At 65.8% G+C, this 15486-nt stretch carries 15 protein-coding genes; 12 read left to right on the plus strand and 3 right to left on the minus strand.

Features of this window, described 5'->3' with window-relative positions; translation table 11 throughout:
• The first annotated feature begins 1 nt into the window (after nucleotide 1).
• From NFU08_RS19290 to pdxS, 3 genes are all read left to right on the plus strand, one after another.
• A complete protein-coding gene (locus tag NFU08_RS19290) occupies nucleotides 2-589 on the plus strand; it encodes an HIT domain-containing protein (RefSeq protein WP_174181130.1) in 588 nt (195 codons plus the stop codon).
• On the plus strand, nucleotides 579-1202 hold the full coding sequence (gene pgsA, locus NFU08_RS19295; RefSeq protein WP_174181128.1) for a phosphatidylinositol phosphate synthase: 624 nt from the start codon (nucleotides 579-581) through the stop codon (nucleotides 1200-1202). The genes NFU08_RS19290 and pgsA overlap by 11 nt, the downstream gene beginning before the upstream one ends.
• Nucleotides 1203-1347: 145 nt before the next feature.
• Nucleotides 1348-2274 carry a pyridoxal 5'-phosphate synthase lyase subunit PdxS gene (gene pdxS, locus NFU08_RS19300; RefSeq protein WP_285835608.1) on the plus strand — a complete coding sequence of 309 codons (927 nt, stop codon included), beginning with the start codon at nucleotides 1348-1350 and terminating at the stop codon, nucleotides 2272-2274.
• A 210-nt stretch (nucleotides 2275-2484) separates the two neighbouring features.
• Here the strand turns inward: pdxS and NFU08_RS19305 are convergent, their stop codons facing one another.
• Nucleotides 2485-4497: a M3 family metallopeptidase gene (locus tag NFU08_RS19305; RefSeq protein ID WP_251425552.1), complete on the minus strand. Its 2013-nt coding sequence runs from the start codon at nucleotides 4495-4497 to the stop codon at nucleotides 2485-2487.
• Between the two features lie 74 nt (nucleotides 4498-4571).
• On the opposite strand from NFU08_RS19305, the gene NFU08_RS19310 reads away from it, so the two are divergent.
• Nucleotides 4572-5864, plus strand: coding sequence for a CapA family protein (locus tag NFU08_RS19310; protein ID WP_251425554.1), 1293 nt, complete (start codon nucleotides 4572-4574; stop codon nucleotides 5862-5864).
• A gap of 51 nt (nucleotides 5865-5915) precedes the next feature.
• Here NFU08_RS19310 and NFU08_RS19315 read toward each other — a convergent pair whose 3' ends face one another.
• The gene (locus tag NFU08_RS19315; RefSeq protein WP_285835609.1) at nucleotides 5916-6677 is read right to left on the minus strand and encodes a type 1 glutamine amidotransferase; all 762 of its coding nucleotides are present in this window, start codon (nucleotides 6675-6677) and stop codon (nucleotides 5916-5918) included.
• The gene (locus NFU08_RS19320; protein WP_174181120.1) at nucleotides 6674-7966 is read right to left on the minus strand and encodes a Mur ligase family protein; all 1293 of its coding nucleotides are present in this window, start codon (nucleotides 7964-7966) and stop codon (nucleotides 6674-6676) included. Before NFU08_RS19320 ends, NFU08_RS19315 begins: the two co-directional genes overlap by 4 nt.
• An 89-nt stretch (nucleotides 7967-8055) precedes the next feature.
• Here NFU08_RS19320 and pdxT point away from each other — a divergent pair, with 89 nt between their 5' ends.
• From pdxT to secF, 8 genes are all read left to right on the plus strand, one after another.
• Nucleotides 8056-8766, plus strand: a complete 711-nt coding sequence (pdxT, locus tag NFU08_RS19325; RefSeq protein ID WP_251425556.1) for a pyridoxal 5'-phosphate synthase glutaminase subunit PdxT — start codon at nucleotides 8056-8058, stop codon at nucleotides 8764-8766.
• 3 nt (nucleotides 8767-8769) lie between these two features.
• Nucleotides 8770-9525: a YebC/PmpR family DNA-binding transcriptional regulator gene (locus NFU08_RS19330; protein WP_104185953.1), complete on the plus strand. Its 756-nt coding sequence runs from the start codon at nucleotides 8770-8772 to the stop codon at nucleotides 9523-9525.
• A gap of 31 nt (nucleotides 9526-9556) precedes the next feature.
• Entirely contained in the window at nucleotides 9557-10135 is a 579-nt protein-coding gene (gene ruvC, locus NFU08_RS19335; RefSeq protein ID WP_174181116.1) for a crossover junction endodeoxyribonuclease RuvC, read from the plus strand.
• A gap of 90 nt (nucleotides 10136-10225) precedes the next feature.
• Nucleotides 10226-10870: a Holliday junction branch migration protein RuvA gene (gene ruvA, locus NFU08_RS19340; protein ID WP_174181114.1), complete on the plus strand. Its 645-nt coding sequence runs from the start codon at nucleotides 10226-10228 to the stop codon at nucleotides 10868-10870.
• A complete protein-coding gene (gene ruvB, locus NFU08_RS19345) occupies nucleotides 10863-11918 on the plus strand; it encodes a Holliday junction branch migration DNA helicase RuvB (protein ID WP_174181112.1) in 1056 nt (351 codons plus the stop codon). Before ruvA ends, ruvB begins: the two co-directional genes overlap by 8 nt.
• A gap of 288 nt (nucleotides 11919-12206) precedes the next feature.
• Nucleotides 12207-12599: a preprotein translocase subunit YajC gene (gene yajC / locus NFU08_RS19350; RefSeq protein ID WP_174181192.1), complete on the plus strand. Its 393-nt coding sequence runs from the start codon at nucleotides 12207-12209 to the stop codon at nucleotides 12597-12599.
• 100 nt (nucleotides 12600-12699) lie between these two features.
• Entirely contained in the window at nucleotides 12700-14457 is a 1758-nt protein-coding gene (gene secD, locus NFU08_RS19355) for a protein translocase subunit SecD (RefSeq protein ID WP_174181110.1), read from the plus strand.
• Entirely contained in the window at nucleotides 14457-15485 is a 1029-nt protein-coding gene (gene secF / locus NFU08_RS19360; RefSeq protein WP_174181108.1) for a protein translocase subunit SecF, read from the plus strand. Before secD ends, secF begins: the two co-directional genes overlap by 1 nt.
• The last annotated feature ends 1 nt before the right edge of the window (nucleotide 15486 follow it).

Below are 15486 nucleotides of genomic sequence, written 5' to 3' on the forward strand. Positions count from 1 at the left end.
CGTGCAGGAGAACACAGGCGCAGGGTATCCAGGAGATGCCGGCGTTACCGACGACTTTGACCTCGCCGGTGTCCCGGACGCCTTCCAGCGCCTGTGGACTCCGCACCGCATGGCGTACATCAAGGGCGGGCAGCACCAGTTCAAGAACGAGAACGACTGCCCGTTCTGCATCGGTCCCGGACGTACTGATGAGGAAGCCCTCATCGTCCACCGTGGAAAGACCTGCTACGTGGTGCTCAACCTGTTTCCCTACAACCCCGGGCATCTCCTGGTTTGCCCCTACCGGCACATCCCCGACTACACCGACCTGACACTCGATGAGACGGCGGAGTTTGCGGACCTCACGCAGACAGCCATGCGGGTGCTGCGGAAGGTGGCCAATCCGGGCGGCTTCAATCTGGGCATGAACCAGGGGGTTGTCGGCGGTGCCGGTATTGCCGCGCACCTGCACCAGCACATCGTTCCCCGGTGGGGCGGCGACGGGAACTTCTTCCCCATCATCGCCCAGACCAAGGCCATCACGCAGACCCTTGACGAGGTCCGCCAGCAGGTGGCCGACGCCTGGCCCGGGGAGACGGATGCTGAATAGGCACGCGCGCGGGTTTTTCACCGCCTTGTTCAGCCCACTTGCCCGCTGGCTCCTCAAAATCGGGATTTCGCCGGATGCGGTAACGGTCATCGGCACCGCCGGAGTGGTGGTGGGCGCGCTGGTGTTCTACCCGCTCGGCCAGCTGTGGTGGGGAACCCTGTTCATCACGGCGTTCATCTTTTCCGACGTCCTGGACGGAATCATGGCCAGGATGCGGGAGGTGGGAAGCCGCTGGGGGAACTTCCTTGACTCCACCCTCGACCGGATTGCCGACGGTGCGCTGTTCGCTGGCCTGGCCGTCTGGTTCTTCACCGGCGGGGCCAATGTCCCCATCGCCGTGGCTGCCATGGTGTGCCTTGTCCTGGGCATGGTGGTTTCCTACGCCCGCGCCAAGGCGGAGTCGTTGGGCTTCACCGCCAATACCGGCATCGCCGAGAGGGCGGAGCGCCTCGTTTCGGTGCTGGTTGTCACCGGTTTCACCGGCCTGGGACTTCCGGAGGTGGTCCTGCTGGTGACGCTCCTGCTCCTCGCCGTGGCCAGCTTCATCACGGTGGTCCAGCGTGTGGTCTCCGTACGCCGCCAGGCCCTTGCGGAACCCTCGCCGGCCGATTAACGCGAATTAAGCCGGCCGGCCGCGGTGAGACTAGTATTAGGACTGCCCGGTCAATGGATCCGGCAACCCGGTGTGTGTACACGTGGCATCTCCGTGCCGCCCTGCACGACCGGCGAAGGTCATCTATCTACCCATAGGGGTTTTTGTGTCTACACCTGATGTAAGCAGCGAGGCCGGTACGTCCGCGAACAGCGTCACGGGCAGCAACCGCGTAAAGCGGGGCATGGCTGAGATGCTCAAGGGCGGCGTCATCATGGACGTCGTCAACGTCGAGCAGGCCCGCATCGCCGAAGACGCCGGTGCCGTTGCTGTGATGGCGCTGGAACGCGTTCCGGCCGATATCCGTGCCCAGGGCGGCGTGTCCCGCATGTCCGACCCGGACATGATCGACAAGATCATCGACGCCGTGTCCGTGCCGGTCATGGCGAAGGCCCGGATCGGCCACTTCGTCGAGGCCCAGGTCCTGCAGTCCCTCGGCGTGGACTACATTGACGAGTCCGAGGTCCTCACCCCGGCCGATTACACCAACCACATCGACAAGTGGAACTTCACCGTTCCCTTCGTCTGCGGTGCCACCAACCTCGGTGAGGCGCTGCGCCGCATCAACGAAGGCGCGGCCATGATCCGCTCCAAGGGCGAGGCCGGCACCGGCGACGTCTCCAACGCCACCACGCACATGCGCCAGATCCGTGCGGAACTGCTCAAGCTCGCGGCCCTGCCCGAGGACGAGCTCTACGTGGCAGCCAAGGAGCTGCAGGCCCCGTACGAACTGGTCAAGGAAGTAGCCTCCTCCGGCAAGCTTCCCGTGGTCCTGTTCACCGCCGGCGGCATCGCCACCCCCGCCGACGCCGCCATGATGATGCAGCTCGGCGCCGACGGCGTGTTCGTCGGCTCCGGCATCTTCAAGTCCGGCAACCCCGCCCAGCGCGCGGCCGCCGTCGTCAAGGCCACCACCTTCTACGACGACCCCGACGTCATCGCCAAGGCCTCCCGCGGCCTGGGCGAAGCCATGGTGGGCATCAACGTCGACGAGATCCCCCAGCCGCACCGCCTTGCCGAGCGCGGCTGGTAACTTGCTGCCTGGGGTGAGGGACGGCGCCATCCTCGGCGCGCTATTCCCCGCGCGTTCTGTGCAGCTTAGTAGCGGCTTCCGGCGCGGGGCCCCTTTTACGCGCGCTGCCGGATAACGCCGGCCCTCGCCTTGCGCATGTGAGGTACGACGGCGGCGGGTCACCTTGTGGGTGACCCGCCGCCGTCGTTTTAAGGTGTGTTGGGGTGTGGCTTACTCCAGGCCGCGGCGCTTCAGGAGGGGCTTCAGCGTGGCTTCGCGGCCCCGGAGGATGCGGAACGAATCCAAGGGGTCGCGGCTGTTGCCCCGCGACAGGAGCTCACGGCGGAACCGGTCGCCGTTGGCCCGGGTGAGTCCGCCGTTCTCGGTGAACCAGTCCACCGTCTCGGCATCCAGGACCTCGCTCCAGATGTAGGAGTAGTAGCCGGCCGCATATCCCGCACCCGCAAAAACATGCTGGAAATAGCCCGTCCGGTACCGCGGCGGAATCAAGGCGTGGGCGATGCCCGCGGCCGCCAGGGCTTTGTCTTCAAACGCAACAACATCCTCTGGAACCCCGCTGCCGTCCAGGACGTGCCAAGCCAGGTCCAGCAGCGCTGCTCCCAGGTACTCGGTGGTGGCAAACCCTTCACCCCACAGCCGTGACGCGTCCAGTTTCGAAACGACCTCCTGCGGAAGCGGTTCGCCCGTCACATGATGGCGCGCATAATTGTGCAGCACATCGGGCCACATGATCCACATCTCGTTGACCTGGGACGGGTATTCCACAAAGTCCCGGGGGACGGAAGTTCCGGAAAACCGGGGATAGGTCACATTGGACAACAACCCGTGCAGCGCGTGGCCGAACTCATGGAAGGTGGTCCGCAGCTCGTCCAGCGTCAGGAGCGTCGGTTCACCCGCAGGCGGCTTGGAGATGTTGAGATTGTTGATGACCACCGGCTTTGTTCCCAGCAGCGCCGACTGTTCCGCCAGGGAATTCATCCAGGCGCCACCCCGCTTGGACTCACGGGTGTAGTAGTCACCCAGGAACAGCCCGAGCCCCATGCCGTCCTCGTCGCGGACCTCCCAGATACGGACGTCGGGGTGGTAGCCGGCAAGGTCCTTCCGCTCGTGGAATGTGATGCCGAAGAGCGATGTTGCGGCAAAGAAGACCCCGTCCGCCAGCACCCGGTCCAGCTCGAAATAGGGACGGAGTGCCTGTTCATCAATGTCGTAGCGTTCCCGCCGGACCTTGGCGGAGTAGAAGGCCCAGTCCCAGGCCTCCAGGGGATGGCCCGCGGCCTCGGCCAGTGCCGAGGCCTCGGCGTCGGCGTTCCGCACCGCCGCCGGAGCCATGCGGTTCAGCATGGACTGCACGGCCCCGAAGTCCGGGGCTGTCTGCCGGTCCACCACCAGTTCGGCGTAGTTGGCAAAGCCCAGAAGCGCCGCCTTTTCCGCGCGGAGCCGGGCCATTGACGTGGCTAAATCCAGCACGTCGAGGCTGCCGCCCCCGCTGCCCCGGGCCACGGATGCTTCAAACAGCCGACGGCGGACTCCGCGGTTCTCGAGGGCGGACAGGGCAGGCTGGTTGGTCGGCTGGATCAGTGTCAGCAGGAATTTGCCGTCATGTCCGGCGGCGCGGGCGGCCTCCGCGGCAGCGGCAACGTCGTCGGCCGGCAGTCCTGCCAGCTCGCCTGCGTGGTCCAGCAGCAGGGCAGCGGATTTCATTCCTTCCTTGACGCGCTGTCCGAATTCGGTGCCCAGGCGGGAGAGCTCGGCGTTAACCTCCTTGAGCCTTTCCCGGGCAGGGCCTTCCAGCTGGATGCCGGACTGCCGGAATTCCTTCAGGTACTCATCAACAAGCCGCGCGGACTCGGCATCACAGCCGGCGGTGTCGATGGCGGCGAAGCGCTCGTACAGTGCCCGGTTGAGGAAAACGTCGTCCTGGTGCGCAGAGAGCAGCGGCGACAGCGCCGTTTCCAGGTCCCGGATCTCCGGGGATGCATCGGCCGAAACGAGCGTGAAGAAGGACGCAGCGGCCCGGTCCAGAAGCCTGCCGGAGCGTTCCATCGCCACTGCCGTGTTCTCGAACGTGGCAGGGGCCGTGTCATCAACGATGGCCTGGAGCTCAGCCAGGTGCTCGTGGAGACCTGCCCGGACGGCGTCGTCATAATCGGCGGTGCTGATCTCCGCGAAGGGCGGAAGTCCGTAGGGCAGGGGACTGGGTGCCAAAAGGGGGTTGGTCATGAAGTAAAACCTTTCACAGCAGGCCACGCTTCTCAATGTGAGCCACGCCATGGTCCCCTCCCTAGAATGCTTCTATGGGGAACACAACCGGCAGGGGGCCGGTGCACTTTCGCCGCGTCATCACTGGCCTTGCACTGGCAGCCGCGATGCTCATGACTGCAGCGCTTGGAGGCTGCGGCCTGGCCGCCGAACAGGCCGGGCCCGCGGCTCCGGCAGGAGGGCCCGGTTCGGTTGGCGCCGGTCCCGGCAACCAGGACAGCGCCAGCCCCGCTCCCGCCGCCCCGTCAACTCCGGCACCGACTCCCACGCCCGGCGAAGGGCCGGCCTGCCCGGTGCTCCGATGCACGTCCGTACTGGTGACCGGCGACATGCTTGTCCACGCAGAGCTGTGGCAGCAGGCGCAGCAGGACGCCGCGGCGTCCGGCAAGCCCGGACTGGACTTCGTGCCGCTGCTGGAGGGGCAGCGGCGGTACATCCGGAACAGCGACCTGGCCATCTGCCATCTGGAAACGCCGGTGGCCGGCCCGGAAGGCCCGTTCTCGGCCTATCCCTCGTTCAACGTCCCGCCGCAGATCATCGCAGCAACAAAAGAGGTGGGGTACGGGGCCTGCACAACGGCCAGCAACCACACCATCGACCGCGGGACGGATGGGCTCCTGCGAACCCTGGACCAGCTGGACGCCGCCGGCCTGAAACACACGGGTTCGTACCGGACTGAAAGGGAGTCGCAGGGGATCCTGGTCATGCAGACCGCCGCCGCGAAGATCGCGGTGATCCAGGCCACCTATGGGCTGAACGGACTGCTTCCCGAGTATCCGTGGCAAGTAGACATGCTGGATGCGCATGCCATGATCGCCAAGGCGGAGAAGGCCAGGGCGCTGGGGGCGGACATCGTGCTGGCGGCCATGCACGCAGGCGACGAATACGCCAGCGAACCCAACGCCCGGCAGCAGGAGGTGGCGCACGCCCTGGTGGACAGCGGCCAGTTCAACCTGGTCTACGGCCACCACACGCATTCCGTGCTCCCCATTGAGAACTACAAGGGCACGTGGATCGCCTACGGCCTGGGCAACGGTGTCACCGAGCTCTCGCCCTGGTACGTGGTCAACAACGAGGGCCTGCTGGTGCGGGTGCAGTTCGGCCAGGACGCCTCCGGCAGGTGGAGCGCAACGGACCTGGCCTGGGCCCCCTCCGTTATTGTCCGGGATCCCTACCGCTGGTGTTCGGTGGCGTCGGACGCGCCGCAGGGGCCCTGCGCCGGGCCGGAAGCCGACGCCGCCACCTGGCAACGAACCGCGGGCGTGGTGGAGTCTATGGGCGCAGCGGCGGGCGGCGCGCACGAACTCCTGGTCACCCGCGAACCGTGACCTGCCGGCGGGGGCATGTGCCCCGCCCGGGAACCCTGCTTGCCGGTGTGGTCAGCGCGGTCGGCGTGCGGCGTGTTCGCGTGCGAGTTCCGCGTAGCTGTCGTCGGGGTGGCCGGGAACAAAGCTGCCGTACTTGCGCTCAGCTGCCGTGCGGATCAGGAAGTCCGCGATGGCCGGGTTCTTGGGCAGGAGCGAGCCGTGCAGGTAGCTGGCCACGATGTTGCGGTAGCGGGCACCCTCGTGGCCGTCACTGCTGTTGTTGCCCATACCCTTCGGAGTGGAGCCCAAAGGCCGCACGCCGCTGCCCAGGGTTGTCTGCCCGCTGTGGTTCTCGTAGCCGAGCACTTCCCCGAACTCCGGTGTGGCAACCTTGACGTTGCCAATCAGCCTCTCCTCGGTGCCGTGCGTCTCGACGTCGAGGATGCCGATACCCGGGATGACGGCGCCGGTGCGGGTCTTGAAGAAATGCCCGAAGAGCTGGTACAGCCCGCAGATGACGAGCACCGGCGCGCCGTCCTCGGCAAGGTCCTTGAGTACCCCGGCCCGGGCCTGGAGGTCGTCCTGGATGACCAGCTGGCCGCTGTCCTGGCCGCCGCCGCCCACAATGATGTCCACATCGTCCGGGAACGGATCACCCACGTTGTACTCGAGCAGCTCCGGGGTGTAGCCATGCCAGCGGATGCGCTGCTGCAGGACCAGGGCGTTGCCCCAGTCGCCGTAGATGTTCATGTCGCGGGGGTACAGCTGCACCACCCGCAGGGTGCCCTTGCCCGCGGAGTTTTCCGTTGCGGAATCCGTGCCTGCCTGGCTCAAGAGACAACCTCCACGGTGGTGATTTTGGACAGTTCGCGGCGGATCGCCAGCATGGCCGTGTATGTGCAGAAGATACGCTTGGGCTTTCCCTGGGCCTCCCTGATGAAGGCCGCAAGAGCCGGAGTTATGTCCGGCTCCACGTTGCCGATGGGCACGTCGTCATACTGCAGCCGCAGTGCCATGTCGTAGGCCCGTGAGCCGGTGAGCTGGTCCACTCCGCCTTCCCGCAGGGACTCGAATTCCACGTCCCACAGCCAGGACATGTCCCGGCCGTCCGCGTAGTTGTCGTTGATGGCGATCATGGTGGCGTAGCCGCCCGCGGGGAACGACTTCAGGCCGAGCCGGAAGCCGCTGGGATTCTTGACCAAAACCAGGTCCAGGGGCTGGCCGTCAACGGTGAGGCTTTCCCCTCGTCCGAATGCGGGAGCCACACGGGACAGCGCCTCGAGGAGGGCGTCGTGGTTGGCCGTGGCGGCGCCGCTGCCGCAGATGCTGCGCGCCAGCGTCAGCGCCGCGGCCGCATTGAAAATGTTGTAGACACCCCGCAGCTTCATGCCCGTGGTGACCGTGGCGCCGTCGTACTCAAACTCAGCGGTGTCCGCGCCAACCTTGCGGAGTACGACGTCGGCGGCAGGCTTCTCCGGCAGTCCCGCCGGAGCGGGACTTCCTGGAGCGGTCCGCATGTCGTCGTCGTTGGGGAAAGTGCTCAGGAGCGAATCGTCCAGGCCAAAGTATTTGACGTCCTGTCCGGTGAGCGATTCGGCAATCCGGGCAACCCTGGGGTCTTCGCGGTTCAGCACCACCGTTCCGGTGGTTTTCGCCGCGATGTGCTGGAGGAGCTGGGCTGTCTTGTCGATTTCGCCGAAACGGTCGAGCTGGTCGCGGAGGACGTTCAGCAGGAGGCAGTAGCGCGGGGGAACGCTGTTGACGAAGTGCACGGCGTGGGCCTCGTCCAGTTCAAGCACCGCGACGTCCGCATCCAGCCGGCCGCGCCAGTCCACCTCGCCGAGCAGGGCGGCAGCCACGCCGCGGGTGAAGTTGCTCCCAGTGCGGTTGGTAAAGACCTTCAAGCCCTGGCTTTCCAGCAGTTCCACCACCATTTTGGTGGTGGTGGTTTTGCCGTTGGTGCCGCTGACCACCGCGACGCCGTGAGGGAGGGTGCTGAGTGTCCGCCGCATAAAGCCCGGGTCGATTTTTTCAACCACCAGACCGGGCAGGGCGGAGCCGCCACCCCGAAGCCGGGATACCCGGCGGACCAGTTTACCGAGCGGAACACTGAAGTAGAGCATGTTTTGAATATATCCCAGCAACGGCATGCAACTGCCGCCGGCACCGCCACTGCCGGTGCCCGCGGAGGGCGAACCCGTATGCTGGATGGATGACAAATTCCCTTTCGGCTGCTTCCGCGCGCCCGGGTTCAGGCCTTCGGATCGGCGTGCTGGCGCTCCAGGGCGATTTCCGCGAGCACCTGCGGGCCATCGAAGCCGCCGGTGCCGAGGCCGTGGGCATCCGCCGGCCCAAGGAACTCGACGGCCTGGACGGGCTCATCATCCCCGGCGGGGAATCCACCGCCATCGACAAACTTGCACGGGCCTTTGAACTGGCCGGACCGCTGCGGGAGCGCATCGCCGAGGGCCTGCCGGTCTACGGCTCATGCGCAGGGATGATCCTGCTTGCCAACGACATCGCCGATCCCGCGACGGACCTCTCCGGGGCTCCGCAGCAGACCTTCGGGGGACTGGATATCACCGTCCGCCGCAACGCCTTCGGCCGGCAGCGCGAGTCCTTTGAAACAGACCTTGACTTCAAGGGACTGGACTTCAGCGCCACCGCCTCCGGTGTTGCACCTGTCCACGCCGTCTTCATCCGCGGGCCGTGGGTGGAACGCGTTGGTCCCGGCGTCGAAGTCCTCGCCCAGGTTGAGCCCGCCGACCCGGAGCACGCGTCCCACGCCGCACCGCTGCCGGGGACGGCTAGAATTGTTGCAGTGCGTTCCGGCCACCTGCTGGCCACCTCCTTCCACCCGGAAGTGACTGGGGAGAAACGCGTACACGAACTTTTTATCCGCTTGATCAGAGGAGAAGCGTAAAGCATGTCAGGCCACTCCAAATGGGCAACGACCAAGCACAAGAAGGCCATCCTCGACAGCCGCCGCGCCAAGTCGTTTGCCAAGCTGATCAAGAACATCGAAGTTGCTGCGCGCATGGGCGGACCGGACCTGCAGGGCAACCCGGGCCTGGAGCTCGCCGTCACCAAGGCCAAGAAGACCTCCGTCCCGGCAGACAACATCGACCGTGCCATCAAGCGCGGCGCCGGGCTCACCGGTGAAGTGGTCGACTACACCGAGATCATGTACGAATGCCGCGGCCCGCAGGGTTCAGCGCTGCTCATCGAGTGCCTTACGGACAACAAGAACCGCGCTGCCTCGGAGGTGCGCCTTGCCATTTCCCGCAACGGCGGCACCATCGCCGATCCCGGTTCGGTGAGCTACCTGTTCAGCCGCAAGGGTGTGGTGACCCTGCCCAAGAAGGACCTGACCGAGGACGACGTCCTGATGGCTGTCCTGGACGCCGGTGCCGAGGAAGTCAAGGACAACGGCGACACCTTTGAGATCCACTCGGACCCCAAGGACCTCCAGGCCGTCCGTGACGCCCTGAAGGACGCAGGCATCGAGTACGACACCGACGAGGCGGAATTCGTTCCGTCTATGGAAGTGCCGCTGGACCTGGAAGCCGCAAAGAAGTTCATGAAGCTCGTTGACGCCCTGGAGGACCTCGACGACGTCCAGAACGTCTACAGCAACGCCGACCTCAGCGACGACGTCCAGGCCGCCCTGGACTCTGAGTGACGCTCCGCCTGCCTGCCGGGCGCTTGCACCTGTGACGCTGCGCGTCCTGGGCGTGGATCCCGGACTGACCCGTTGCGGGATCGGCGTTGTCGACGTCGAGCGGAACAGGCAGGCCACCATGGTTGCCTATGGTGTGGTGGGAACGTCGCCCGAGGACAGCCTGGACCAGCGGCTCCTGGTGATCGCCCTCGCCATCGACGAATGGCTTGACCGCCACGAGCCGCACGTCCTCGCGGTCGAGCGGGTCTTTTCCCAGCTCAACGTCAGTACCGTGATGGGCGTGGCCCAGGCATCCGGTGTGGTGATCGCCGCAGCGGCCCGGCGGGGGATCCCGGTGGCGCTGCACACGCCGTCGGAAGTCAAGGCCGCAGTCACCGGCAGCGGGTCCTCGAACAAGGACGCGGTGACCAAGCTCGTCACCAAGATCCTGCGACTGGATGCACCGCCGCGGCCTGCGGACGCCGCAGACGCCCTGGCGCTGGCCATTACCCACGCCTGGCGGGCCGGGAGCGGGGCGGCCGTCGCCACTACCGGCCCTGGCAGCTCTTCCCTGACCCCGGCCCAGCGGGCATGGGCGGAAGCCGAAGCAAAGGCGCGCCGCGCCCGGTGAATGTCCTGCCCGCTTGTTAGGGTATTCGTAGATATGTTCGGATAGCCGGTCCTGCTCCCTGGAGCCCGGCAAGACACCAGGAGCCAGGCCTTGATCAGTTTCCTTCGCGGAACGGTAGCGCATGTGGGTCTTTCCACTGCCGTGATTGACCTTAACGGGGCGGGCATGAGCGTCAACGCCACGCCCCAGACCCTCAGCAGGCTGCGCACCGGCGAGGAAGGCCAGCTTTTCACGTCCCTGATCGTCCGGGAGGATTCGCTCACGCTCTTTGGCTTCGCGTCCGACGACGAACGGGAGGTTTTCGATGTCCTCCTCAGTGTGAGCGGGGTAGGGCCGCGCCTGGCGCTGGCAGTCCTGGCGGTCCACGAACCGGAGGCGATCCGCGTGGCCGCGCACACCGGGGACAGCAAGACGTTCACCAAAGTTCCCGGCATCGGTCCCAAAGTCGCAGGGCGGATCGTGCTGGAGTTGGCAGGAAAGCTGGTTCCGCACGGCACGGCGGGCACGGCCGCGGCGTCCACTCCGGCCGAGGCCGCCTGGAAACCGCAGGTGGTGGCCGCCATGACGAGCCTCGGTTGGTCCGAAAAGGACGCTTCCTCCAGCATCGACAAAGCACTGGCAGATGATCCCGAGGTCTCGTTCCGCGGCAATGTGCCGGAGATCCTGCGGACCACGCTCCGGTGGCTGGGGCAGGACGGAGCCCGGGCCGGCAACCGCGTAGGCAGCCGTGGCTGAACCGTCACTGGTGGCCGCGGGGGAGGAGCCTGAGGAACGGGCCATCGAGGCGGCCCTCCGGCCCAAGAACCTGGACGACTTCGTCGGCCAGCACCGGGTGCGGAAACAGCTGTCCCTGGTGCTCCAGGCTTCCCGGATGCGCGGGCGCAGCGCGGACCACGTACTCTTCTCCGGCCCGCCGGGTCTGGGCAAGACAACCCTCGCCATGATCGTTGCGTCCGAAATGAACGCGCCCCTGCGGATCAGCAGCGGCCCTGCCATCCAGCACGCGGGGGACCTCGCTGCCATCCTTTCCTCCCTTTCCGAGGGCGAAGTCCTGTTCCTTGACGAAATCCACCGGATGTCCAGGCCGGCCGAAGAGATGCTGTACATGGCCATGGAGGATTTCCGGGTGGACATCGTGGTGGGCAAGGGCGCAGGTGCCACCGCAATCCCGCTCGAGCTGCCGCCTTTCACCCTGGTGGGCGCCACCACCCGCGCGGGCCTGCTGCCGGGACCCCTCCGGGACAGGTTCGGGTTTACCGGCCACCTCGAGTTCTACTCCGTGCCGGAGCTGGAACTTGTGCTGCGCCGCTCCGCCGGGCTGCTGGACCTCAAGGTCAACTCGGCAGGGTTCTCCGAAATCGCGGGGCGCTCCCGCGGCACTCCCCGTATTGCCAACCGGCTGCTGCGGCGTGTCCGGGACTGGGCCCTGGTTCATGGAATCGACCAGATCGACGCCCGGGCGGCGTCCGCCGCGCTGGACATGTATGAGGTGGACAAGAAAGGCCTGGACCGCCTTGACCGCGCAGTCCTCGAAGCCCTGATCACCAAGTTCGGCGGCGGGCCGGTGGGGCTCTCCACGCTCGCCATCGCCGTCGGTGAGGAGACCGAAACCGTGGAAACCGTGGCGGAGCCGTTCCTGGTCAGGGAGGGACTGCTGGGCCGCACCCCGCGTGGCCGGATTGCCATGGCTCCGGCCTGGACCCACCTCGGCTATGCCATTCCGTCGGGTGTCTTTGCCCAGGAGCAACTGGACCTGTTTGAACCGGCTGAAGAGGACGCCTGAGCCCGGGCTGACTGGCCCCTAAAGCCAATAGCAGGCTCCGTTCAGCTTTTCCCTTTAGACTGGTATGACGCTCGGCACGTTCGGGTCTTTGTTCCCGCGGGCAGCACCACCGGCAGCCCGCGGATGGATGGCAAGCAGCTTCGCCAGGCCACTCGTTCAAAGCGGACGGCGCTGTCAACCGGCTCAATGCAAGTACAGCTCAATGCACGTACAGAATGGAACTTCCCCGTGTTCGGACACATCACTGCCCAGACCACCACTACCCAGCCCGGCGGCGGCATCGACATCATGTCGATCCTGCTGTTCGTGATGCTCGGCATCTTCATCTTCATGATGTTCCGCCGCAACAAGAAGACCCAGCAGCAGCAGGCAACGCTTCAGTCGCAGTTCGCCCCCGGCGTTGAGGTCATGACCAGCTTTGGCCTGTTCGGCCGCATCGTCGACATCGACGACGAGGAAAACAAGGTCACCCTGGAACTCTCCCCGGGCAACCTGGCCACCGTGCACCGCCAGGCTGTCACCAAGATCATCGAACCCGCAGCAGGGGTACCCGCTGCGACTGAGGTGCCGGATGATGCCTCTTCCCTGACGGCCGCGGACAACGGAAACACCCCCGCTGCAGCCGAGACCCCGGACGAAACCCTGAAGCGCCTCAATGACGAGGGCAAGAAGGACAACTAGTCCCCGCTGCTTCCACAACACCTCTACCGCTGCGGACCACCGCCGGTGCAAGCGTCAGCAGGCACCGGCGGTTCCTCCGTGAATAAGAGAAAGATCGACAATGGCACGAACTGGCCCCAAGAAACCAGGCCTCAGGGTCCTGGTCTGGCTCGGTGTACTCCTCGCCACACTCACTGCCGTCCTGGCCGGCGGCACCCTTGCCGGGCAGGCAAGCTGGGCGCCCAAGCTGGCGCTCGACCTCGAAGGCGGCACCCAGATGATCCTGGCGCCGAAGGTCGAGGGCGGTTCGGACATCAACGAGGAACAGCTGAACCAGGCCGTGGCGATCATCCGCCAGCGCGTTGACGGTTCGGGTGTTGCCGAAGCAGAGATCAGCACCCAGTCCGGTCGCAATGTGGTGGTCAGCCTTCCCGGCACCCCCTCCAGCCAGACGCGCGACCTGATCCAGGCCTCCGCCGACATGAACTTCCGGCCGGTGCTGCTCGCCGGTGCCGGCGCTCCCGTCCCGGAAGAGCAGCGGGCGCCTGAAGACCAGCTGCCCAAGCCGACGGCGGAACCCGCCAACAGCAGCGACATCAACTGGATCACTCCGGAGATCTACCGCGAGTTTGAGACCTTGGACTGCGACAACCCGGCCCAGGACAAGCGGGAACGCTCCGATCCGGCCAAGCCGCTGGTGACCTGCGAGCCCGCTTCCGACACGAACCCTGCGATCAAGTACATCCTTGGTCCCGTGGAGGTGAAGGGCAGCAACATTGTCACGTCCTCCTTCCAGCTCCAGCAGGGCGCACAGGGTGCCGTTACCAATGACTGGGCAGTCAACATCCAGTTCGACGATGAAGGCACGGCAAGGTTCAAAGAGGTCACCGAACGCCTGAACCAGTTCTACGTTGCCGCCGGCGGCGACGCGGGCAACGATCCGAAGGCCCAGTTCGCCATTGTGCTGGATGACCAGGTCATTTCCGCGCCCCGCTCCCTCGCCGTCATCACCGACGGCCGCCCGCAGATCACCGGCGGGTTCACCGAGCAAAGCGCCAAGGCCCTGTCCGACCAGCTCCGCTTCGGTGCCCTGCCCATCAGCTTCGAGATCCAGAGCGAGCAGCAGATTTCGGCCACCCTCGGCGGTGAACAGCTGCGCATGGGCCTCCTGGCGGGCATCATCGGCCTCCTGCTGGTGGTGGTGTACTCGCTGTTCCAGTACCGGGCGCTCGGTTTCGTGACCATCGCGTCACTGGTGGTCGCCGGCATCCTGACGTACCTCGCCATCGCCATCCTGGGCTGGACGGAAAACTACCGGTTGTCCCTGGCCGGCGTGGCGGGCCTCATCGTGGCAATCGGCCAGACAGCGGACTCCTTTATCGTCTACTTCGAGCGGATCCGGGACGAGCTCCGTGAGGGCCGCGGCCTGGTCTCCGCCGTCGAAAACGGCTGGAAGCGGGCCAAGCGCACCGTGCTGGCGTCCAAGGCCGTCAACCTGCTTGCCGCGCTGGTTCTCTATTTTGTGGCCGTGGGCAACGTCCGCGGATTTGCGTTCACGCTGGGCCTGACCGCCATTGCCGACCTCATTGTGGTGTTCATGTTCACGCACCCGACGCTGCAGATGCTGGCGCGCACCCGGTTCTTCGGTGAGGGCCACCGGCTGTCCGGCCTTGATCCGAAGCGGCTCGGAGCCGTTCCGCTGTACCGCGGTGCCGGCCGCGTCCGGACCCCGGCAGACAAGCCCGCCGCGGTCCGGACCAAGAACGCCGGTGCGGCCGCCGAGGCGGAACGCAGAATGACAATCGCCGAACGCCGCCTGGCGGAGAAGCAGGAACAGCTCGCGGGTTCCTCGAAGTCCTCAGCGAAGGAGAACAAGTAATGTCAGGCTTCGCCAACTTCGGCAACGAGCTCTACACCGGAAAGCGCTCCTACAACTTTGTGGGAGCCAAGAAACTCTGGTTCATCATCGCGGCGGTGGCTGTTGTCCTGTCCATCATCATTCCGCTGGCCAAGGGCGGCTTCAACCTCGGCATCGAGTTCCGCGGCGGCTCCGAATTCACCGTCTCCAACGTGCAGACCACGGATGCGGCCCTGGGGGAGAAAGCCGTAACCGACGTGGTCCAGGGCAGCGTGCCGCGCGTGGCGAACGTTGCCGGCACCACCATGCGGATCCAGACGGACAAACTGACCGACGACGAGACGCTCCGCATCAAGGAGGGACTCACAAGCGCGTACGGCGTCACTGACAATGAGGTGACCTCGACGTTTGTTGGACCCACCTGGGGCGCCGACGTCACCAGGCAGGCCCTGATCGGCCTGGTGGTGTTCGTCCTCCTCGCCGCAGTGCTGATGGCGCTCTACTTCCGCACGTGGAAGATGTCCCTCTCTGCCATTGCGGGCATGGCGGTGACGATGTTCATCACCGCAGGCGTTTACGCCCTCAGCGACTTTGAGGTCACTCCGTCGGCAATCATCGGGTTCCTGACCGTGCTCAGCTACTCCCTTTACGACACGGTGGTGGTCTTCGACAAGATCCGCGAGAACACCGCCGACCTGGACGCGTCCACGCGCCGCACGTTCGCAGAAGAGGTCAACCTCGCCGTGAACCAGACCCTCGTCAGGTCGATCAACACCATGATGGTGGCGATCCTCCCCGTGGGAGCCATTCTGTTCATCGGCGCCGGGCTGCTGGGGGCAGGTACCCTGCGCGACCTTTCGCTGGCACTGTTTGTCGGGATCCTGATCGGCACGGCGGCCACCATCTTCGTGGCAGCCCCGCTGTATGCCTGGCTGCGCCAGAACGAGCCCGACCTCGTGAGGCAGGCGAAGCGTGTTGAGCACCGGCGCTCCGGTGCCGGCGCAGGGTCCGCTTCCGGCTCCTCAGCCGTGGAAACAGCCTCCGCATAAC

The sequence above is a fragment of the Pseudarthrobacter sp. NCCP-2145 genome, assembly GCF_023708005.1.
In the GTDB taxonomy this organism is placed as follows: Bacteria; Actinomycetota; Actinomycetes; order Actinomycetales; family Micrococcaceae; genus Arthrobacter; species Arthrobacter oxydans.